This window comes from Amnibacterium sp. (genome assembly GCF_025463795.1).
Lineage (GTDB): Bacteria > Actinomycetota > Actinomycetes > Actinomycetales > Microbacteriaceae > Amnibacterium.
The window spans coordinates 1-20,096 of record NZ_JAODBE010000166.1 but is presented as its reverse complement, the minus strand read 5'-3'; the positions used below and the strand labels follow the sequence as shown (position 1 = coordinate 20,096).

The following is a 20,096-nucleotide window of genomic DNA, read 5'->3' as shown; positions in this document are numbered from 1 at the left end:
CCGCCCGTCCCCGTGGCGGCCGTGGTGGATCTGGTGCTCCTGGTCGTCTTCGTGCTGCTCGGCCGGTCGAGCCACGGCGAGCGACTCAGCCCCGGCGGCTTCGCCACGACGTTCTGGCCGTTCCTCGTGGGCCTCGCCGCCGGCTGGGGCGCCGCCCGAGCGTGGCGGCGCCCGATGGCGATCGGCGGCACCGGGCTCGTCGTCTGGGTCGTCACCGTGGTCGTCGGGCTGCTGCTGCGGCTCGTCTCGGGCCAGGGCGCCCCGTTCGCGTTCGTGGTCGTCGCGAGCATCGTGCTCGGTGCGTTCCTCATCGGCTGGCGGGTGCTCCTCGTCGCGCTCGACCGCCGCTCGACGCGCCCGTCCTACCGGGGCAGCCGCCCCCGCTGAGCGCGCACGCCCTGCCGGCGTCCCGGTCTCGCCCGTTCGCGCCGCATCTCGGTCTCAGGGCCGGATGCGCGTGAGTCCCCAGCTCGTCACCCACTGGTCGCCGGGATCGAGTCGGCGCAGGCCGCGCCCGGAGTTGAGGGCGTCGGCGGCGCACGTCATGGGCTCGATCGCGACGGCGGAGATCCGGCCGTCGTCCGTCTCGTAGATGTCGGTCGTGAACACCTGCGTGTAGGCGAAGTCGGGCTCGCCCCACAGCTCGACGCCGGAGCCGTCCGGCGCCGTGAGGCGGTGCCGGACGAGTCCCCCGGCGAGCGCGATGCCGGTGTAGCCCTGGTCGAGGGTGACGCCGGCGAGCCGCTTGCCGGCGCGCAGATCGAGGTCCGTGCCCTCGACCGGCTGCTCCCCCACAGGGATCTTCGCGTCGTCCGCGATGATCGCCGTCGACGCGACGACGGTGACGGTCAGCTCCTCGAAGGGGGTGTCGCCGACGCGGAGGTACGGATGCACGCCGATGCCGACCGGCGCAGGCGCGTCGCCGGCGTTGTGGATGCCGTGCGTCACCGTGAGGCCTTCGGCGCCGAGCTCGAACCGGACCGAGGTGTCGAGGTGGAACGGGTAGCCGTGCTGCGGGAAGACGGGAGCCGACAGCGTGATCGCCGCTTCGCTGCGGTCGGTCACGCGGTAGCCGGTGTTGCGGAGGAGCCCGTGCGTCGCGTTGCCGCGGGCCGGCTCCGTGAGGTCGAGCTGCTGCTCGGCGCCGTCCAGGGCCCAGCGGCCGCCGCGCACGCGGTTCGGCCACGGCACGAGGGTGATGCCGGAGGCCTGCGACGGCAGCGCGCCCGCGCCGTAGTCCTGCACGAGGCGCACCCCGTCGACGACGAGCTCCCGCAGGCTCGCCGCCAGCTCGGCGACGGTCGCCGTCACCGCGCCGCTGTCGAGGGTCAGGACGAACTGCTCACCGGTCGCCGGATCTGCCATGGCAGCGAATCTAGGAGGCGAGCCCGAGCGCACGCTCTGCGGCCGCCACGACGTTCGTGATGAGCATCGCGCGGGTCATCGGGCCGACGCCGCCGGGCACCGGCGACAGGTGCCCGGCGACTCCCGCGACGTCGGGATGCACGTCGCCGAGGAGGCGCGTCCGGCCGTCGACGGTGACCCGGGTCAGGCCCACGTCCACGACGGCGCCCCCGGGCCGGATCCAGTCGGGCGTCACGAGGTGCGGGACGCCCGCAGCGACGACGACCACGTCCGCGCGGCGCGTCAGCGCGGGCAGCTCGGTCGTGCGGGAGTGGGCGAGGGTGACGGTGGCGTCGACCCCCTTCCGGCTGAGCAGCAGCCCGAGCGGACGGCCGACCGTGATGCCGCGGCCGACCACGACGACGTGCCGTCCTGCGAGCGGAACGTCGTACCGGCGGAGCAGCTCGAGGATCCCGGCGGGCGTGCAGGGCAGCGGAGCGCCGACCGGTCCCTCCACGGCGAGCGCGAGTCGCCCGAGGTTCGACGGATGCAGGCCGTCCGCGTCCTTGCCCGGCTCGACGGCCTCGAGCACGCGGCGCTCGTCGCTGCCGGCCGGCAGCGGCAGCTGCACCAGGAATCCGGTGACCGCCGGGTCCTCGTTCAACGCGTCGACGGCCTCGAGCACTGCGGCCTCGCTCGCGCCGGCCGGCAGGTCGATACGGATCGACGCGATGCCCACCTCGGCGCAGTCGCGGTGCTTGCCTGCGACGTAGGCGACGGACGCGGGATCGTCTCCGACGAGCAGCGTGCCGAGCCCGGGCCGCACGCCGGCGCCGCGGAGCGCCGCGACCCGGGCGAGGAGCTCGTGGCGCAGCCCCGCCGCGGTCGCGGCGCCGTCGAGGCGGACGGCCGTGGCGGCCGCCCGTCTCACCACTCCTCGAGGCCCTCGTAGAGCGGGAAGCGGCCGGCGAGCGCCGCCACCTCGCCACGCAGCTCCGCGACGTCGGCGCCCGGCTGCAGGGTGCGGGCGATGACGTCGGCGACCTGACGGAACTCGTCGGCCGCGAAGCCGCGCGTCGCGAGGGCGGCGGTGCCGATGCGCACCCCGGACGTGGTCATCGGCGGCCGGGGGTCGAACGGCACGGCGTTGCGGTTCACCGTGATGCCCGCGTCGTGAAGGAGGTCCTCGGCCTGGCGGCCGTCGATCGCGGAGTCGCGCAGATCGGCGAGCACGAGATGCACGTCGGTGCCGCCGGTGAGCACGTCCACGCCGGCCGCGCGCGAATCGGGCGCGGTGAGCCGCTCGGCGAGCAGCTTCGCGCCCTCGATCGTGCGGGCCTGGCGGTCGCGGAACTCGTCGGTCGCCGCGAGCTTGAAAGCCGTCGCCTTCGCCGCGATGACGTGCATGAGCGGTCCGCCCTGCTGGCCGGGGAACACCGCCGAGTTCAGCTTCTTCGCGTAGGTGTCGTCGCGCGCGACGAGCAGGCCGGAGCGCGGGCCGCCGAGCGTCTTGTGCACCGTCGTCGAGACCACGTCCGCGTGCGGGACGGGCGACGGGTGCAGCCCCGCAGCGACGAGCCCGGCGAAGTGCGCCATGTCGACCCAGAGCTTCGCGCCGACCTCGTCGGCGATCTCACGGAACGCCGCGAAGTCGAGCTGCCGCGAGTACGCGCTCCAGCCGGCGATGATCACGGTCGGCCGGTGCTCGAGCGCGGCGTCGCGCACCCGGTCCATGTCGATCCGGAAGGTCGTCGGGTCGACGCCGTACGCCACCGCGTTGTAGAGCTTGCCCGAGAAGTTCAGCTTCATCCCGTGCGTGAGATGGCCGCCATGGGCGAGCTCGAGGCCGAGGATCGTGTCGCCGGGCTGCGCGAGGGCGGCGAGCACGGCGGCGTTCGCCGTCGCGCCGGAGTGCGGCTGCACGTTGGCGTAGCCGGCGCCGAAGAGCGACTTCGCCCGGTCGATCGCGAGCTGCTCGGCGACGTCGACGAACTCGCAGCCGCCGTAGTAGCGCTTGCCCGGGTAGCCCTCGGCGTACTTGTTGGTGAGCACGCTGCCGGTGGCCTGCAGCACGGCGCGGGGCACGAAGTTCTCGCTCGCGATCATCTCGAGCGTCATGCGCTGCCGGTTCAGCTCCTCGCCGAGCACGGCGGCGATCTCCGGATCCACCTCGGCGAGCGGCGCCGAGAACGTGGACGAGCGGACGGTGGTGGTGTCGGTCATGGCGTCTCCTCGGGGATGGTCCACCCGGGCCGGTGCGCACGGGCGGTACGGGGCGGCCCAGGCGTACGGCGCTTCGTGTCTCAGTCGCTCCCCGGTGGTGACCACCTGAACGCCAGTCGCGACCGGGTCATCGTACCAACGAGCGACCGCGGCGCCAGAGCAGCGCGCAGCCGCGCGAGCAGGGGTGCGCGCTCGCGCAGCGCCGTGAGCACCGTGCCCACGTCGCCCGCGGTGACCGTCTGCACGCGCCCGCCGTAGACCTGCCGCTCGTAGGCGTCGCGGATGCGGGTGAGCGCCGAGACGGCGTCGGACGCACCGCCGAGGTCGTGACGCAGGGACAGCTCGGATGCCCGCAGGCTGAGCCCCGACGGCGGCGCGTGGCCGAGATCGGCGCCGGTGTCGACGACCTCCTGCCATCCGATCTCCGCGGGGCCGCCTCGCGTGAGGCGCGCGAGCCGTCGTCGTCGCACGAACCGGCGCAGCCCCGCCGGCAGCAGGGCGAGCAGCACGACGAGGAGCGCGATCCCGATGCCGCGGAGCACGCCCGGTACCGCCGAGTCCGTCGGGCCGCTCGAGCTGCCGCCCGCCGCGGCGGACGGGGTCGTGCTCGGCGCGGCGGTCGGTGTGGCGCTGACCCGGTCGGACTTCGCCGACGGCGCGTTCGCCGCCTCGGAGGTCTTCGGCTGCGGAGCGTAGCTCGGCACGACGCCTCGCCCGGGCGTCGGCTCGAACCGCACCCAGCCGATTCCGTCGAAGTACAGCTCCGGCCATGCGTGCAGGTCGTCGCTCGTCACCTCGTAGACGTTCTTGCCGCCGACCACGGTCCGCTCGCCCGGCTGGTACCCCACGACCACGCGTGCGGGGATGCCCTCCAGGCGGGCCATCACGGCCATGGTCGACGCGAAGTGCACGCAGTAGCCCGACTTCACGGAGAGGAACTTCGCGATCACCCCGAGCCCGTCACCGTCGTACCCCTGCTGGGCCGGCGTCTGCTCGTCGTAGAGGAAGGCGCCGTCGCGGAGGTGGTTCTGGATCGCGACCGCCTTGGCGTACGGGCTGCTCGCGCCCTTCGTCCATGCGGCCGCGGTGCTCGTGATGATGCCGGGCACGGTGCCGGGCACGGCGAGCGAACCGCGATCCGCCGCAGGCAGCGAGGTCGTCGCCGACCGGAGGGCCGCCGCGCTCGTGTCGACGGCGACGCTGTCCACCGTGTACGAGCGGACGGAGGTGGTCGTGTCGCGGCGCACGAGGGTCAGCCCCCTGGAGTCCCAGTCGAACCCGAAGACGCCGTCGACCGTGCGCGCCGGGTACGGCAGCGGCAGCCGGGCGCCGATCGCGCTGTCGGTCGCGGTCGTGATCCGCGTGGTCACCGTGCCGCCCGTGCCACCGGTGAGGCCGGGCACCGGCGGCGCGGCGTCCCGCAACCCGACCCCGTAGTGGTCGGCCTCGTTCGGCATCCAGGTGGCGCCCGTGAAGTTCTCGAGGACCGCGAGGCGCAGGTACACGTCGTCGTCCGTGCTGGTCGTGTAGCTGAGCACGGGCTCCTGCGGCCCCCGGCGCAGGTTGTCCCCGAGCCGGATGAGCGGATCGACACCGGAGCCGAACAGCGGCTGCAACGGCAGGCCCTGGGCGTCGGACGCGAACGGCGCGGGCAGCACCAGCTGGGCCGCGAGGGCGAGCACGAGAGCGGCGGCCCCGCCGCCGATCAACCCGGCCACCCGAGGCGCGATGCCGCGCCGGCGCCGGTCCGCCGCGATCACGAGCAGCACCGCGACCGCGACCGCGACGAGCAGCCAGCCGTTCGTACCGGTGTGCAGCGACCGGCCCGGCACGATCGCGAGGGCGAGCACGGCGAGCATCGCGGCGAGCGGCGCCCGAAGGCCGACCGCGACGGCGTCGACGAGCACCGCCGCAGCAGCAGAACCCACGGCGATGAGCAGCAGGATCCCCGCCGACGGCTCCGCGGGCACGGAGTCCGCGTAGATCTGCGCCCACGCGTCGTTCAGCACCTGCAGCACCGCGTTCGAGGATCCGGTGGTCGGCAGGAGCACGAGCAGGCCCTGCCCCTGCCCGTCGAACGCGGTGGCGAGCAGCGGCACGGTCGTGATCGCGAGCACGGCCCCGGCCGCGGTCGGTGCGCCGAGACGCCTGGCCCACGCGCTCACCGCGGTGGCGGCGATCACGAAGACGACCGCGGCCCACCACCAGTCCGTGCCCTGCACGACCGGCAGGAACGACAGGGTCGCCACGAGCACCGCCAGCGCGCCCGCGGCGGACAGGAGACCGTTCCCCCTCGGCTCACCCACGCGCCCACGCCTCCTCCACCGGTCGCGTCGGATCGATCACCTGGATGCGCCAGCCCCGCGCGGCGGGCACGGGCTCGAGCGGAGCGCCGATGAGCGACACGAGGCCGACGGTCCCCTGGCCGAGCGGCGGGAGCCGGCCGAGATCGCGCAGCGCGCCGACGCCCGTGATCAGGTGCAGCACCTGCACGTCCTGACCACGCAGCCGGCGCACGAGGTCGGCCGGATCCGGTCCGTCCTCCGTGCGGCTGATCGTCGCGAGCGAGATCAGGGTGCGGTCGGCGTCTGCGCGCACGGGGGTGCTGCCGTCGGTGGCGAAGCGCACCGCCGATCCGCGCCGCCCCACCGCGGCGACGAGGGACGCCGCGGCCTCGACGCCCCACTCGAAGGTGCGCTCGTCCGGCCAGACGGCCTCGCGCGCGTCGAAGGCGAGCGCGGTCGAGACGGCCGCGGCAGCGGCCTCGGCGCGGACCATGAGCTCGCCGCGGTGCGCGGTCGAGCGCCAGTCGACGCTGCGCATCGGATCGCCTGCGCGGTACTCGCGCGCGATGATGTCGCGCTGCTCGCCCGCCATCCCGAACACGGCCGCCGCGTCGGGGTCCAGGTCGACGCGGGTCGCCGCGACGGGTGGGAGCACCTCGTGCACGACGGGCAGCACGGTGAGCTGGGCCGGCTCGCCCGACCGGCGCTTCGCGGTCGCGACCCCGAGCGGATCCGTGCGCTCGACGAGCAGCGGACCGACCGGGATCCGGCCGCGGCGTCGCGCGACCACCTCGTACTCGACCTCGACGGCGGTCGTCCCCCCACCGAGGCGCGGGAGGCGGCCGCTGGCCGACCCGATGACCTCGAGCCGACGGTTCGTGTCGTCGCGCCACTCCGCACCGGCGGACGCGTGCCCGGCGATGGTGAGTCGCACGGTCACGGCCCTGCCCGGCTCGGTGACGTCGGGCGCCAGGCGGCGCTCGGCGGTCGCCCTGGTCGGCACGAGCGCCACCGCCAGCGCGCCTGCGCCCACGAGCCCGCCGAGGAACAGCGCCACGGCGAGCAGCGCCGGCCAGCCGGCGACGTAGGCCGCGACGACGCCGAGGAACGCGGTGATCGCGAGTCCCCAGCCACGCCGGGTGAGCCGCACCGGAGGGAGTCGACGGCGCATCTACTGCAGCGGCACGGGCGTCGCCTTCACCACCCGTTCGACGATGCGCCGCGCCGCCTCGGTCTGGCCCTCGCGGGCGTCGAGCCCGGAGCGCCGCAGGATGAGGCGGTGCGCGAGCACCGTGCCGGCGAGCGCTTCGACGTCGTCCGGCAGCACGAAGTCGCGGCCGTCGAGCAGGGCGGCGGCCTTGGCCGCGCGGACCAGCTGCAGGCTCGCGCGCGGGCTCGCGCCCAGCCGCACCTCCGGGTGGGTGCGGGTGGCGGCGACGATGCTCAGCACGTAGGTCTCGACCGCGTGGGACACGAAGACGGCACGGGCGGCGCGGGACAGCGCGGCGAGCTGGCCGGGGGTGAGCACCGGTTCCAGGTCGTCCATCGGATCCGTGCGGTCGTGGGAGCGGAGCATCGACCGCTCCGACTCCTGGTCGGGGTAGCCCATCGAGATGCGGGCCATGAAGCGGTCGCGCTGCGCCTCCGGGAGCGCGTACGTGCCCTCCATGTCGACCGGGTTCTGGGTCGCGACGACCGTGAACGGCTCGGGCAGGGGCCACGTCTCGCCGTCGACGGTGACCTGGCCCTCCTCCATGCACTCGAGCAGCGCGGACTGGGTCTTCGGGGAGGCGCGGTTGATCTCGTCGCCGACGACGACGTTCGCGAACACGGCACCCGGCTTGAACTCGAACCGGCCGAGGTTCTGGTCGAAGACGGAGACGCCGGTCACGTCCGACGGCAGCAGGTCGGGCGTGAACTGGATGCGGCTCACCGTGCCGCCGGTCGCTCTCGCCAGCGCCTTCGCGAGCACCGTCTTGCCGACGCCGGGCACGTCCTCGATGAGCAGATGGCCGCCGGCGAGCATGACGGCGAGCGCGGCGCGGATGACGTCGTTCTTCCCGTCGATCACAGTGGCGACGGCGGCGACGATGCGCTCGGCGGCAGGACGGACGTCCGCCGGGATCTCGGCGTCGAGAGCGGTGCGGTCGATGATCTGGCCTCCGGATGAGCGGTGGCATCACCATAAACGACGGGAGAGGACCGGCTGCGCGCGGGAGGCGCGAGCCCGCTGTGGATACAGTGAGCGCCGTGACGGCGAGCACGCACTGGGTGCTGACTCTGGCGTGCGCGGACCGTCCCGGCATCGTGCACGCCGTCAGCGGTGCGATCGTCGAGGCCGGCGGCAACATCACCGAGAGCCAGCAGTTCTCGAGCGCCGACACCGGCCGGTTCTTCATGCGGCTGCAGGTGCAGGCGACCGCGACGCGGGAGCGGTTCGCCGCGGTGCTCGCCCCGGTCGCCGGCCGGTTCGACATCGAGTGGCGGCTCGACGTGGTCGGGCGCCCGCTGCGCACCCTCGTGCTCGTCTCCACCGCCGCGCACTGCCTGAACGACCTGCTGTTCCGGCAGCGGTCCGGCGACCTCGCGGTCGAGATCCCCCTGGTGCTCGGCAACCACGCGACGCTCGCCGGGCTCGCCGGCTTCTACGGCGTCCCGTTCGAGTCCCACGCGATCACGTCGCCGGCCGGCAAGGCGGCGTTCGAGGAGCGGGTGGTCGCCGCGGTCGACGAGCATGCGATCGAGCTCGTGGTGCTCGCGCGCTACATGCAGATCCTCTCGCCCGCCCTCTGCGAGCGGCTGACGGGCCGGGCGATCAACATCCACCACTCGTTCCTGCCGGGATTCAAGGGTGCCAATCCCTACAAGCAGGCGCACGCGCGGGGCGTGAAGCTGATCGGCGCGACCGCCCACTTCGTGACGAGCGACCTCGACGAGGGCCCGATCATCGAGCAGAACGTCGTGCGCGTCGACCACGCCCAGTCGGTCCGCGAGCTCATCGCGATCGGTCAGGACGAGGAGAGCCGCACCCTGACCCGAGCGGTCAAGTGGTTCGCGGAGGACCGCGTGCTGCTCGACGGCCGGCGCACGATCATCTTCCGCTGACGCCGGTCAGTCGGCCGGCCCTCCGACGTCGTCGAAGTCGTCGATCCCGGCCTCGGGCTCGCCCCTGTCCGGCTCGACGAACGCGGGCGTGCGCTCCCGGATGAGCCGCTGCAGCTCGTCGGCGGCCTCGTCGGCCACCGCCCCGAGGCTGTCCCCGTCGTCCTCGCCCCAGCTGGTCAGCTGACTGGCCGGTCCGACGAGCATCGTCATCTGCTCGACGGCCCCGGACTCGCTGCGGTACGGGATGCTGATCGTGTCGGCGGAGTCCGTTCGCGCGAGCACCTTCGCGTACTCGAGCACGAGGTCCGCGAGCCGTCCCTCGGTGTCGATCACGGTGTCGGTGTAGGAGATGTGCTTCATGCGGCCCCCTGCTCGCTTCGACCGCCGTTGGCGGGGATCGGTGGTTCCGGGATGAGCCGCAGGCCCGACGGCTGGTTCGCCGATTCCCGCAGCACGCGCAGCCACTCCCGGTTCACCGAGGGATCCCGGCTGCCGGCGTACTTGAACACGATCGGCACGCCGGGCGAGATCCAGACGGAGCCGTGTCCGTCGCCCACGCCCGGCTCGTCCTTCCAGTTGAAGGGGAAGGACTCCTGGGCCCGCAGCTTCGAGTAGATGACGAGCTGGAGATGCATCAGGGCCCGGTCGTCGACGGGGACCGGGGCGTTCGTGCCGTAGATCAGTGCGCCCATCGCAGAGGATCCGATCGGTCGGGTGGAAGGTCAGGTGGTCGGAAACCTAACGCATCCATGCACAGCAGCTTCGGAGTCGACCGTGAGTGCTGAAAATCCGCCGAGACCTGGCACTCGAAGGGGAAGAGTGCTAGCGAAGTCAGTGTTGAGCGCAGTACACTCAACCTCGCCGGTTCAGTTCCCGGCGACATGTTCCGCAGCGGATCCGCGCTCGGCGACGGATCCGCTCCGATTCGAAAGGAGCACATCATGGCGACGACCTTCGACCCGTTCCGCGAGCTGGACCGCATGGCCTCAGCGCTCCTCGACACCCGGCAGGGACCGCGGCTGATGCCGATGGACCTCTTCCGCGACGGCGACCACTACGTGCTGGCGGCCGACCTGCCTGGCATCGACCCGGGGTCGGTCGACATCGACGTCGACGGGCAGCTGCTCACCATCCGGGCGGAGCGCACGCTCCGCAGCACCGAGGGCGTGAAGTGGCTCGCGCGCGAGCGCCAGAGCGGCTCGTTCCTGCGACAGCTGAACGTCGGCTCGGGCGTGGACACCGAGCACATCACCGCCTCCTACGAGAACGGCGTGCTGCTCGTCACCATCCCCGTCAGCGAGCGCGCGAAGCCGCGCCGCATCGAGGTCACGACCTCCGGATCCACCCAGCAGGTCCGTACGTCGGAGCAGCAGCAGACGGCCATCTCGGCCTGACGCCCCTCGCACACCCGCAGGGCGGGTGCCTCCACGAGAGGAGGCACCCGCCCTGCGCGTTCCACCGCTCAGCCGAGGCGCGTCCTCAGGTTGTCGGCGAGGGTCGCGAGGAACTCCTCGGTCGTCTGCCACGGCTGGTCCGGGCCGACGAGCAGGGCGAGGTCCTTCGTCATGGCGCCGCTCTCCACGGTCTTCACGACGACGTCCTCGAGGGTGTCGGCGAAGCCGATCAGCGCCTGGTTGCCGTCGAGCTTGCCGCGATGCGCGAGCCCGCGGGTCCACGCGTAGATCGACGCGATCGGGTTCGTCGAGGTCGGCTTGCCCTGCTGGTGCTGGCGGTAGTGGCGCGTCACCGTGCCGTGCGCGGCCTCCGCCTCGACGACCTTGCCGTCGGGCGTGGTGAGCACGCTCGTCATGAGCCCGAGCGACCCGAAGCCCTGAGCGACCGTGTCGGACTGCACATCGCCGTCGTAGTTCTTGCACGCCCAGACGTAGCCGCCCTCCCACTTCAGGGACGAGGCGACCATGTCGTCGATGAGACGGTGCTCGTAGGTGAGGCCGGCCGCATCGAACCGCTCCTTGTACTCCGCGTCGAAGATCTCCTGGAACAGGTCCTTGAAGCGACCGTCGTAGGCCTTCAGGATCGTGTTCTTCGTCGACAGGTAGACCGGGTAGCCGCGGTCCAGGCCGTAGTTGAAGCTCGCGCGGGCGAAGTCGCGGATGGAGTCGTCGAGGTTGTACATCGCCATGGCGACGCCGCCGCCCGGTGACCGGAACACCTCGAACGACTGCGCCTCGCCGCCGTCCTCGGGCTGGAAGCTGATCGTGAGCGTGCCCCGGCCCTCGAACCGGAAGTCGGTGGCGCGGTACTGGTCGCCGAACGCATGACGGCCGATCACGATCGGCTTGTTCCAGCCCGGCACGAGGCGCGGGATGTTCGAGATGACGATCGGCTCGCGGAAGATCACGCCGCCGAGGATGTTGCGGATCGTGCCGTTCGGGCTGCGCCACATCTTCTTCAGGCCGAACTCCTCGACGCGCGCCTCGTCGGGGGTGATCGTCGCGCACTTGACGCCGACGCCGTGCTTCTTGATCGCCTCGGCGGCCTCCACCGTGATGCGGTCGTCGGTCTCGTCGCGCTTCTCGATGCCGAGGTCGTAGTACTCGAGGTTCACGTCGAGGTACGGGTGGATGAGCGTGTCCTTGATCGACTGCCAGATGATCCGCGTCATCTCGTCGCCGTCGAGCTCGACGACCGTGCCCTCGACCTTGATCTTCTCCACGCTGTTCCTCTCGCGTCCACGGGGCCCCGCTGCTTCGTTCCTCGCCGGGCCGCCCGCCATGCTATCGAGGCCTCCGTCGACGTTCGGTGGGCGTCGGAACGGCCGCGGCCGCCCGGGCGTCGACCGGCCATGGGCGGCCCCACTAGCCTGTGCCCATGTCGACGCTCCGCCTCGAAGCGCTCAACGCGACGAACATCGTCGCGGCGAACTCCCTCACCCTGAAGCCGGGGCAGGAGGCGTACGCCACGCCCGTCTCGCTCGCGGAGGCGGAACGCACCCTGAACCAGTCCGGATCCTGGCCCCGCGTCGTCCTCGACGGCAAGGAGGTCGTCGGCTTCATCAAGGGCAACCTCGACCCCGACGAGCCGCGCGAGGAGTTCCGCTGCTGCGTCTGGTCGATCAACGTGAAGGCGAGCGCCCAGGGCCGCGGTGTCGGCCGCTTCGCCGTCCAGGGACTCGCCGACGAGGCGCGCAAGCGCGGCTTCACCCGGCTCACCGTCATCTGGGAGCGCGGCGAGGAGGGACCGGAGGAGTTCTTCCTCCACCTGGGCTTCCAGCCCATCGGCGAGACCCAGTTCGGCGAAGTGATCGGCGCGCTGACGCTGTAGCCCATGGTCTTCGACGCGTACACGCGTCGAAGACGTCGTGGGCAGTCCGGCCGGCCGCGCGCGAGCGCCCGGCCTCCCGTTCTCGAGATCGGGTCACCATGAGGCAGAACGCCGGTCCCCACATCAGCGCACCATCAGGGCCCTCCGCTCCGTTCTCGGGATCGGCTCGCCATGAGGCACGTCGCCACACCATGAGGTTCCCTCTCCGCATGCGGATCGTGGCCGTCTGATGGCGGTGTTCGAGCGGGGCGGGGACTACACGGATGCCGTGCTCCAGGTCGTCGACACCATCCCCGCCGGTCGGGTCATGACGTACGGCGACGTCGCCTGGACGTTCGGGCGCGCCGGTGCGCGGGCCGTGGGCATGGTGATGCGGTACCACGGCTCGACCGTCGCCTGGTGGCGGGTGGTGCGAGCGGGAGGTCATCCGCCGACCGGCCACGAGGCCGCGGCGCGCGCCCACTACGAGGCGGAGGGCACCCCGCTCGTCCCGGCGGACACCCCGGCGGGCTACCGCATCGACCTGAAGCGCGCCCTCTGGTCCCCGAGTTGACCGCGACGGGCGCCCGGCGCCCTCCCCGACCGGGGACACCCTCTGTGGGCCCAGCGCGGCCGGCCGGACCGCGCGCGACGTCCATGAGCTCAGACCAGGCTGTCCTTCCAGGCGGCGTGGAGTGTCGCGAAGCGGCCCGTGCCGGCGATGAGGTCGTCGGGGGAACCGTCCTCGACGATCCGGCCGCCCTCCATCACGAGCACCCGGTCCGCGATCGCGACCGTCGAGAGCCGGTGAGCGATGATCAGCGCGGTCCGGTCGGCGAGCAGGGTCTGCAGCGCACGCTGAACGAGCCGCTCGCTCGGGATGTCGAGCGACGCGGTGGCCTCGTCGAGGATCAGCACGGCCGGGTCCGCCAGGAACGCCCGCGCGAACGAGATCAGCTGCCGCTGCCCGGCCGAGACGCGCCCGCCACGCTTGTTCACGTCCGTGTCGTAGCCGTTCGGGAGGCTCCGGATGAACGGATCCGCCCCGACCGCCTCGGCCGCGGCCACGATCTCGGCGCGGGAGGCCCCGGGCCGGCCGAGCGCGATGTTGTCCGCGACCGACCCCGAGAAGAGGTACGCCTCCTGCGTCACCATCACGATGGCGCGGTGCAGGTCGTTGCTCGCCAGATCGCGCAGGTCCACGCCGTCGAGGGTGATGCGGCCGTCGCTCGGGTCGTAGAACCGGGCGATCAGCTTCGCGAGCGTCGACTTGCCCGCCCCGGTGGACCCGACGAGTGCGATCGTCTGGGCCGCGGGCACGTCGAGGTCGAACAGCGGCAGGACCTCGCGGCCCTCCTTGTAGCCGAACCGCACCTGCTCGAAGCGCACGTTCCCCCGTGCGGGCGGCAGGGGTACCGGCGAGATCGGCTCGGGCACCGTGGGACGCTCCTCGAGCACCCCCGACACCTTCTCGAGCGCCGCCGCCGCCGACTGGTAGGAGTTGTAGAAGGTGGCGAGATCCTCCATCGGGTCGAAGAACCGGCGGGAGTACAGCACGGCGGCGAGCAGCACGCCGATCGCGAGCCCGCCCGTCGCGACGCGGAAGCCGCCGATCAGCAGCACGACCGCGACGGTCAGGTTCCCGATCAGGGTGAGCCCGGGGTCGAGCACGGCGAACAGGCGGATGGAACGCGCGTTGATCCGCCGGTAGTTCTCGGCGAGCTCGCCGTACTCGTCGTTGTTGCGGGCCTCCTTGCGGAAGGCCTGCACCGCCCGCATCCCGGTCATGGTCTCGACGAAGTGCACGATGAGCTTCGCCGAAGCGACCCGCGACTCCCGGAAGACGGCCTCGGACCTGCGCTGGAACCAGCCGAGCAGCAGGGCGAGCGGCAGGAACGAGCACACGAGAACGAGTCCGCTCGTCGGATCGACGAGCACCAGGCCGACCGCCGTGAAGAGCATGTAGAGCACGCTCATCACGAGCTCGTTCACGCCGCCGTCGAGCAGCTCCCGGATCGAGTCGAGGTCGCTCGTCTGCCGAGAGATGATCCGGCCCGACGTGTAGGTCTCATGGAACTCGAGGCTGAGCCGCTGCGTCTGCAGGAAGACGCGCTTGCGCAGGTCGATCAGGATCGCCTGGCTGATCTGGGCGGTCTGGATCGTGTACGCCGCGATGAGGGTGCCCGCCAGCACGCCGGCGACGAGGTAGATCGCGACCGCGCCCACGAGCGGCAGCGCCATGCCCTTCACCAGCGCGGGGAGACCGGTGTCGATCCCCCACGCGATCACGGCCGGGCCGAGCGCCTGGAGCGCGGTGCTCGCGACGACGAGCGCCATCGTCAGCGCGAGGCGTCGGCGAAGCGGCTGCACCAGGCTGCCGAGCAGGCGGAGCGACCGCCGGCGCAGCTGGCGTCGTTCCGATCGGCTGAGGTCCGCTCCGCGTTCCTCGCCCTGCACCCCGAGCACGGTCATGCCCGCACCTCCTCACGGTCGCGCTGCGGCCGGTCGTCGAAGCTCGAGATCACGAAGCGGTAGCGGTCGCTGCGGGCGAGCAGCTCCGAGTGGGTGCCCACGTCGAGGATCCGACCGTCCTCGAGCAGGGCGACCCGGTCGGCGAGCTGCACCGTCGACGGCCGGTGGGCGACGATCAGCGCGGTGGTGCGCGTGAGCACGCGCCGCAGGGCGGCCTCGACGAGCGCCTCCGTGTCGACGTCGAGCGCGGACAGCGGGTCGTCGAGCACGAGCACGGCGGGGTTCGCCGCGACCGCGCGCGCGAGCGCGAGCCGCTGCCGCTGGCCGCCGGAGAGGCTGAGCCCCTCCTCACCGATGCGGGTGTCGAGGCCCTCGGGCAGGTCGTAGACGAACGACGCCTGCGCGATCTCGAGCGCCTCGACGAGCGCCTCCTCCCCGGCGTCGGGCCGACCGAGCAGCACGTTGTCGCGGACGCTCGCCGAGAACAGCGTCGCGTCCTCGAACGCCATCGCGATGTGGGTGCGGAGCTCCTCGCGGGTGAGGTCGCGGATGTCGACGCCGTCGAGGCGGATCGCGCCGCCGGTCACGTCGTAGAGGCGGCCGGCGAGCTCGACCATCGTCGTCTTGCCCGACCCGGTCAGGCCGACCAGCGCCATCGTCTCCCCCGGCTCGATGGCCAGGTCCACGTGCTCGAGCAGGGCGGGGCCGTCGGCGGTCGTGTCCGGGTAGGCGAACCGCACGCCATCGAAGGAGAGCCGACCGCGCGCCTCCGTGATGTGCACGGGATGCTCGGGGTCGCGCACGGTGTTCTCGCTCTCGAACACCTCCGAGAGGCGGTCGACGGCCGCTCGGGTGTCGAAGAGCATGGACAGCAGGAACCCGATCGACTCGAGCGGGAAGCGCAGCACGGTGGCGGTGGCGAAGAAGGCGACGAGGCCGCCGACGGTGATGTGGCCGAGCGACGCCTGCCACACCCCGACGAGCAGGCAGAACGCGAACGCGACGTCGGGCACGAGCAGCAGCCACAACCATATCCCCGCGACGGCCCGCGACTTCTCGATCTCGGTGCCGCGCAGCTCCTCCGCCCGGCTGGCGAACTGCTCGAGCGCGGTCCGGCCGCGGCCGAACGCCTTCAGCACCCGGATGCCGTGCACCGACTCCTCGACGAGGGTCGCGAGGTCCCCGGCCTGGTCCTGGCTGCGCCGGGCGACGACGTTGTACCGCTGCTCGAACCGGAAGCCGTTGATCCAGAGCGGGATGGAGCAGAGCGTGAAGATCACGGCGAGCAACGGGTTCAGGAACAGCAGCACGACGACGCCGATCCCGATCGTGATGACGTTCACCACGAGGTAGACGACGCCGAAGGCGATGAACCGCCGGACGAGGCTGAGGTCGCTCATCGAGCGGGACAGCAGCTGGCCGCTCGGCCAGCGGTCGTGGAAGGCGACCGGCAGGTCCTGCAGCTTCGCGTAGAAGGCGCGACGCATCCGGGTCTCGACGCCGGTGGCCGGGCCGATGATGTAGGCGCGCCGGAGCGCGTAGAGGCCGGCCTCGACCGCGCCGAGCACGGCGACGAGCACGACGGCGCCGGGCACCGCCGAGGGATCCCCGGAGCGGAGCGGCCCGTCGACGAGGCGCTGCAGCACCTGCGGGATCGCGAGCGAGACCAGTGAGGCGGCGAGCGCCATCACCATCGCGATCAGCACGCTCCGGATCGCCGGCCGAGCGAACGGCATCAGCTTGCGCATGGCGGTGAAGGTGGATGGGGCGCGCATCGGCCTGGCCGGCTTGGCGGTTCGAGTCACAGCGGTCCTTCGTAACGGCGCGCACGGGTCGCATGCGGCCGGTCGACGGGGATGCGCCGTCGTCGGCGCGGGCAGGGCTGCGCCGGGTGGCGCGGGAGGAGGGAGCGGTCCGGGTCGCGGTCAGGCGAGGCGGACCGGACGGGCGGGAACGACGGACCCGGGAATGAGAATCGGGTTCATGGCGGCCTCCTACCCCTCGCGACCGGTGCGGCCCGGCCGGCTCCCGGGGCCGGCGGGCCGAGGGAGCCTTGAAGTCTATGGGACCGCTTGCACGAACCCCAAGAACACGGGGGAACCGCTCAGAATTCCCGGTCAGTGGAAGAAGTGGCGCTCCCCCGTGAGGAGCATGGGCACGCCCGCGGCCTCGACGGCCGCGATGACCTCGGCGTCGCGCACGGATCCGCCCGGCTGCACGATCGCCCGCACGCCGGCGTCGAGCAGCACCTGGGCGCCGTCCGCGAACGGGAAGTAGGCGTCGGACGCGGCCACCGAGCCCGCGGCCCTGCTGCCTGCGCGTGTCACCGCGAGGTGGCAGGAGTCGACCCGGTTGACCTGTCCCATGCCGATCCCCACGGCGGCGCCGCGGTCGGCGAGGAGGATCGCGTTCGACTTCACGGACCGGCACGCCTTCCAGGCGAACACCAGATCGGCGAGTGTCTCCTCGTCGACGGGAGCGCCCGTCACCTGCCGCCACGACGAGGGGTCGAGCGCCGCGAACCGGTCCGGCTCCTGCACGAGCACCCCGCCCGAGACCTGCCGGAACTCGGTCGCCGGCTGCGTGAAGCCGGCGGGCAGCCGGAGGAGGCGGATGTTCTTCTTCGCCGACAGCACGGTGAGCGCCGCCGGCTCGAAGTCGGGCGCGACGACCACCTCGGTGAAGATCTGCGCGACGGCCTCCGCCATGCCGAGGGTGACGGTGCGGTTCGCGGCGATGACCCCGCCGAAGGCGGAGACGGGATCGCAGTCGTTGGCCCTGCGGTGGGCCGCGGCGATCGCGTCCGGGGCGCGCGGCGGGGCGACGGCGATGCCGCAGGGGTTGGCGTGCTTCACGACGGCGACGGCCGGCTCGTCGAAGTCGAGCACCGCCCGCACGGCCGCGTCCGCGTCGACGTAGTTGTTGTAGCTCATCTCGCGGCCGTGGAGCTGCTCGGCCTGGGCGAGGCCGCGCCCGCTCGGATCCCGCCAGAGCGACGCGGACTGGTGGGCGTTCTCCCCGTAGCGGAGCGGAGCGACCGCGAAGCGGAACTCCCCCTCCACCACATCCGGGGCGTCGGGCTCCGCGAGGAACCACTCGGCGATGGCCCGGTCGTAGTCGGCGATGCGGCCGAACGCCGCTGCGGCGAGCGCGCGGCGCTGCTCGAGCGTCGTGCCGCCGTCGGCGAGGGCCGCGACGATGCCGTCGAACTGCGCCACGGAGGTGACGACCGCGACGTTCGCGTGGTTCTTCGCGGCGGCGCGCACCAGCGCCGGACCGCCGATGTCGATCTGCTCGATGATCGCCGCGTCGTCGGCCCCGGAGGCCGCCGTGCGCTCGAAGGGGTAGAGGCTCGACACGACGAGCTCGAAGGGCTCGATGCCGAGCTGCCCGAGCTGCTCGGCGTGCTCGGGCCGGTTCAGGTCGGCGAGCAGGCCGGCATGGATGGCCGGATGCAGCGTCTTCACCCGGCCGTCGAGGCTCTCCGGAAAGCCGGTCACCTCCGCGACCTCCGTGACCGGCAGCCCGGCGCCGACGAGCACCGCTGCCGTGGAGCCCGTCGAGACGAGGACGACGCCCGCCTCGGCGAGGGCACGCCCGAGGTCGACGAGGCCGCGCTTGTCGCTCACCGACAGCAGCGCCCTGCTGATCCGGATCCGGTCCCGCTGCCCGCTCATGCCACCCGCTCCTTCAGATCGATCCGCCCCGTGGCCACGCCCTCGAGCACCTCGGCGAGCAGCCGCCGCTCCACCGGCTTGATCCGGTCGTGCAGCACGGACTCCGTGTCGCCCGGCAGCACGGGGACCCGCTCCCGGGCGAGCACCGGACCGCTGTCGACGCCGTGGTCGACGACGATCACGCTCGCCCCGGTCTCCTGCACCCCGGCCGCGAGGGCGTCGCGCACGGCGTGCGCGCCGGGGAACTCGGGCAGGTACGCCGGGTGCGTGTTCAGGAGGCGCGGCGCGAGGGCGTCGACCACCCGGGGCGGCAGCAGCCGCATCAGCCCGGACAGCACGACGACGTCGGGGCCCCACTTCGCCACCTCGGCGAGCAGGGCGTCGCCCCACGCCTCCCGGGACGGGTAGTAGGGGAAGGGGACGAGGAACGAGGGCACGCCGAACTCCTCGGCGTGCTCGGTGCCGGGGGCGTCGCGATCGGCGCCGACCGCGACCACGCGGACCGGGAAGGCCGCGTCGGTGCAGCGCTCGAGCAGCGCCCGCAGGTTGGTGCCGCTACCCGAGATCAGGACGACGACCGCGAGCACCCCGGCAGCCTAGCGGGGCGCCTCCGCGGCCGTCCGCTCGCTCGCCTCGCGCGGACGGCGGCGCACCACGGCTCCGGCGAGCAGCGCGGCGACCCCCACCTCGGCAGCGCTCCGCCAGGCGACCTGCACGGCGTCGGGACCGACCTCGGTCAGCCTGCCGGGGCCGATCGCGCCGGACGCGGCGACCGACAGCAGCCCGAGCAGGACCCCGGCCGTGGCGCCGGCGACGAACGCCGCCGTGACCAGGTGCAGCGCTCCCCCGCGGCCCCGGCCCCGCAGCGTTCCGGCTAGGCCGACGCCGACGCCTGCGAGCACCGGCACGAGCACGAGGGCGACCCCGTAGTGGCCGGGGTCCTGAGGAACGGCACCGAGCAACGGGACGGAGGGCAGCGGCCCGACGACGGTGCCGAGCGGGCCGACGGAGGATCCGGCGCCGAGCGAGAAGCCGGCACCCGTGAGCCACGCGGCCGCCCACACGACGACGGTCGGCAGCGCCGCGATCTGCAGCGCCGTGAGCGCGAGGCCGCCTGCGACGCCGGCCCCGGAGGACTCGTAGAGTCCGACGACGGTGGGCAGGTGGACGGCGAGCAGCACCACCACCGCGACCGCCGCGGCGGCGAGCACGATGGCCGCGGCGCCGGTACCGGCGCGCAGGCCCGCCACGACGGGGCCACCCCGAGCGGGCCGGTGCCCCGGCAGCAGGCCGGCGAGCAGCGCCGCGAGGTAGACGGCGGCCGGCAGCAGCACGGCCTGCACGACGTCGGGGCCGGCCGTCCGGGAACGGGTGAGCAGCACGAGCAGCATCGAGGCGATCAGGACCACCACGACCCCCGCCGCGACCGCGGCGCCAGGCAGCGCGGTGGCGCCCGCGCGCCGTCCTGCCCGAACCCCGGCCAGCGCGGTGACGAGCGCCGGGCCGAGCAGCGCGATGGTCACCGGGAACGGCGTCGCGGCCGGCACGACGACGTCGACGCCGTGGCCGAGGAACCAGACGTCCGCCGCCGCGGAGAGGTACGGCCTCCACCCGCCGGTCGCGCCGAGGCCCGCCCAGGCGACGAGGGCGGCGACCACGAGCACCCCGACCGGCAGCGCGACCGCGACCGCGGCGTCGAGCGCGCCGACGAGCAGGGCCGACCAGC

General features: G+C 73.0%; 19 protein-coding genes, 1 pseudogene and 1 riboswitch. Of the genes and pseudogenes, 6 read left to right on the top strand and 14 right to left on the bottom strand.

Annotation, left to right across the window (positions count from 1 at the left end):
• A partial coding sequence (locus tag JWQ92_RS14155; RefSeq protein WP_367276743.1) for a DUF3054 domain-containing protein occupies positions 1-387 on the top strand: 387 nt, incomplete at its 5' end.
• A gap of 54 nt (positions 388-441) precedes the next feature.
• Here the strand turns inward: JWQ92_RS14155 and JWQ92_RS14150 are convergent.
• Genes JWQ92_RS14150 through glyA form a run of 3 tightly spaced genes read right to left on the bottom strand, consistent with a single transcriptional unit; the run spans position 442 to position 3,567 of the window.
• A complete protein-coding gene (locus tag JWQ92_RS14150; RefSeq protein WP_297345105.1) occupies positions 442-1,365 on the bottom strand; it encodes an aldose 1-epimerase family protein in 924 nt (307 codons plus the stop codon).
• Between the two features lie 10 nt (positions 1,366-1,375).
• Positions 1,376-2,275, bottom strand: coding sequence for a bifunctional methylenetetrahydrofolate dehydrogenase/methenyltetrahydrofolate cyclohydrolase (locus tag JWQ92_RS14145; RefSeq protein ID WP_297345104.1), 900 nt, complete (start codon positions 2,273-2,275; stop codon positions 1,376-1,378).
• On the bottom strand, positions 2,272-3,567 hold the full coding sequence (gene glyA, locus JWQ92_RS14140; protein ID WP_297345103.1) for a serine hydroxymethyltransferase: 1,296 nt from the start codon (positions 3,565-3,567) through the stop codon (positions 2,272-2,274). The genes JWQ92_RS14145 and glyA overlap by 4 nt, the downstream gene beginning before the upstream one ends.
• Positions 3,568-3,615: 48 nt before the next feature.
• Positions 3,616-3,697, bottom strand: a riboswitch (ZMP/ZTP riboswitch).
• Positions 3,698-4,095: 398 nt separating this feature from the next.
• Between glyA and JWQ92_RS14135 the strand changes: the two genes are divergently transcribed.
• Complete coding sequence (locus tag JWQ92_RS14135) at positions 4,096-4,263, top strand: hypothetical protein (protein ID WP_297345102.1); 168 nt, start codon at positions 4,096-4,098, stop codon at positions 4,261-4,263.
• 86 nt (positions 4,264-4,349) lie between these two features.
• Here JWQ92_RS14135 and JWQ92_RS16945 read toward each other — a convergent pair.
• The 3 genes and pseudogenes from JWQ92_RS16945 to JWQ92_RS14115 form a co-directional block, all read right to left on the bottom strand.
• A pseudogene (locus JWQ92_RS16945) lies at positions 4,350-5,789 on the bottom strand (DUF3488 and transglutaminase-like domain-containing protein); the annotation flags it as partial.
• A 76-nt stretch (positions 5,790-5,865) separates the two neighbouring features.
• Entirely contained in the window at positions 5,866-7,002 is a 1,137-nt protein-coding gene (locus tag JWQ92_RS14120; protein ID WP_297345099.1) for a DUF58 domain-containing protein, read from the bottom strand.
• Between the two features lie 21 nt (positions 7,003-7,023).
• Positions 7,024-7,977 (bottom strand): MoxR family ATPase, encoded by a 954-nt coding sequence (locus JWQ92_RS14115; protein ID WP_297345106.1) that lies wholly within the window; start codon positions 7,975-7,977, stop codon positions 7,024-7,026.
• A gap of 125 nt (positions 7,978-8,102) precedes the next feature.
• On the opposite strand from JWQ92_RS14115, the gene purU reads away from it, so the two are divergent.
• Positions 8,103-8,957 (top strand): formyltetrahydrofolate deformylase, encoded by an 855-nt coding sequence (gene purU, locus JWQ92_RS14110; RefSeq protein ID WP_367276742.1) that lies wholly within the window; start codon positions 8,103-8,105, stop codon positions 8,955-8,957.
• Between the two features lie 6 nt (positions 8,958-8,963).
• Here purU and JWQ92_RS14105 read toward each other — a convergent pair whose 3' ends face one another.
• Both JWQ92_RS14105 and JWQ92_RS14100 read right to left on the bottom strand, forming a co-directional pair.
• A complete protein-coding gene (locus JWQ92_RS14105; RefSeq protein WP_297345097.1) occupies positions 8,964-9,317 on the bottom strand; it encodes a hypothetical protein in 354 nt (117 codons plus the stop codon).
• Positions 9,314-9,649, bottom strand: a complete 336-nt coding sequence (locus JWQ92_RS14100) for an ATP-dependent DNA ligase (RefSeq protein ID WP_297345096.1) — start codon at positions 9,647-9,649, stop codon at positions 9,314-9,316. Before JWQ92_RS14100 ends, JWQ92_RS14105 begins: the two co-directional genes overlap by 4 nt.
• 249 nt (positions 9,650-9,898) lie before the next feature.
• Between JWQ92_RS14100 and JWQ92_RS14095 the strand changes: the two genes are divergently transcribed.
• Positions 9,899-10,351, top strand: coding sequence for an Hsp20/alpha crystallin family protein (locus JWQ92_RS14095; RefSeq protein WP_297345095.1), 453 nt, complete (start codon positions 9,899-9,901; stop codon positions 10,349-10,351).
• Positions 10,352-10,419: 68 nt separating this feature from the next.
• Here the strand turns inward: JWQ92_RS14095 and JWQ92_RS14090 are convergent, their stop codons facing one another.
• Positions 10,420-11,634 (bottom strand): NADP-dependent isocitrate dehydrogenase, encoded by a 1,215-nt coding sequence (locus JWQ92_RS14090; protein ID WP_297345094.1) that lies wholly within the window; start codon positions 11,632-11,634, stop codon positions 10,420-10,422.
• Positions 11,635-11,789: 155 nt separating this feature from the next.
• On the opposite strand from JWQ92_RS14090, the gene JWQ92_RS14085 reads away from it, so the two are divergent.
• Together JWQ92_RS14085 and JWQ92_RS14080 are read left to right on the top strand one after the other, a co-directional pair.
• Positions 11,790-12,242 carry a GNAT family N-acetyltransferase gene (locus JWQ92_RS14085; protein ID WP_297345093.1) on the top strand — a complete coding sequence of 151 codons (453 nt, stop codon included), beginning with the start codon at positions 11,790-11,792 and terminating at the stop codon, positions 12,240-12,242.
• A 229-nt stretch (positions 12,243-12,471) separates the two neighbouring features.
• Complete coding sequence (locus JWQ92_RS14080; protein WP_297345092.1) at positions 12,472-12,795, top strand: MGMT family protein; 324 nt, start codon at positions 12,472-12,474, stop codon at positions 12,793-12,795.
• Positions 12,796-12,884: 89 nt separating this feature from the next.
• On the opposite strand, the gene JWQ92_RS14075 is transcribed toward JWQ92_RS14080, so the two are convergent.
• The 5 genes from JWQ92_RS14075 to JWQ92_RS14055 form a co-directional block, all read right to left on the bottom strand.
• Complete coding sequence (locus tag JWQ92_RS14075; RefSeq protein ID WP_297345091.1) at positions 12,885-14,693, bottom strand: ABC transporter ATP-binding protein; 1,809 nt, start codon at positions 14,691-14,693, stop codon at positions 12,885-12,887.
• A complete protein-coding gene (locus JWQ92_RS14070) occupies positions 14,690-16,441 on the bottom strand; it encodes an ABC transporter ATP-binding protein (RefSeq protein ID WP_297345090.1) in 1,752 nt (583 codons plus the stop codon). Before JWQ92_RS14070 ends, JWQ92_RS14075 begins: the two co-directional genes overlap by 4 nt.
• Positions 16,442-16,810: 369 nt before the next feature.
• On the bottom strand, positions 16,811-18,370 hold the full coding sequence (gene purH, locus JWQ92_RS14065) for a bifunctional phosphoribosylaminoimidazolecarboxamide formyltransferase/IMP cyclohydrolase (protein WP_297345089.1): 1,560 nt from the start codon (positions 18,368-18,370) through the stop codon (positions 16,811-16,813).
• The gene (purN, locus tag JWQ92_RS14060) at positions 18,367-18,957 is read right to left on the bottom strand and encodes a phosphoribosylglycinamide formyltransferase (protein ID WP_297345088.1); all 591 of its coding nucleotides are present in this window, start codon (positions 18,955-18,957) and stop codon (positions 18,367-18,369) included. The genes purH and purN overlap by 4 nt, the downstream gene beginning before the upstream one ends.
• Positions 18,958-18,966: 9 nt before the next feature.
• A partial coding sequence (locus tag JWQ92_RS14055; protein ID WP_297345087.1) for a DUF6350 family protein occupies positions 18,967-20,096 on the bottom strand: 1,130 nt, incomplete at its 5' end.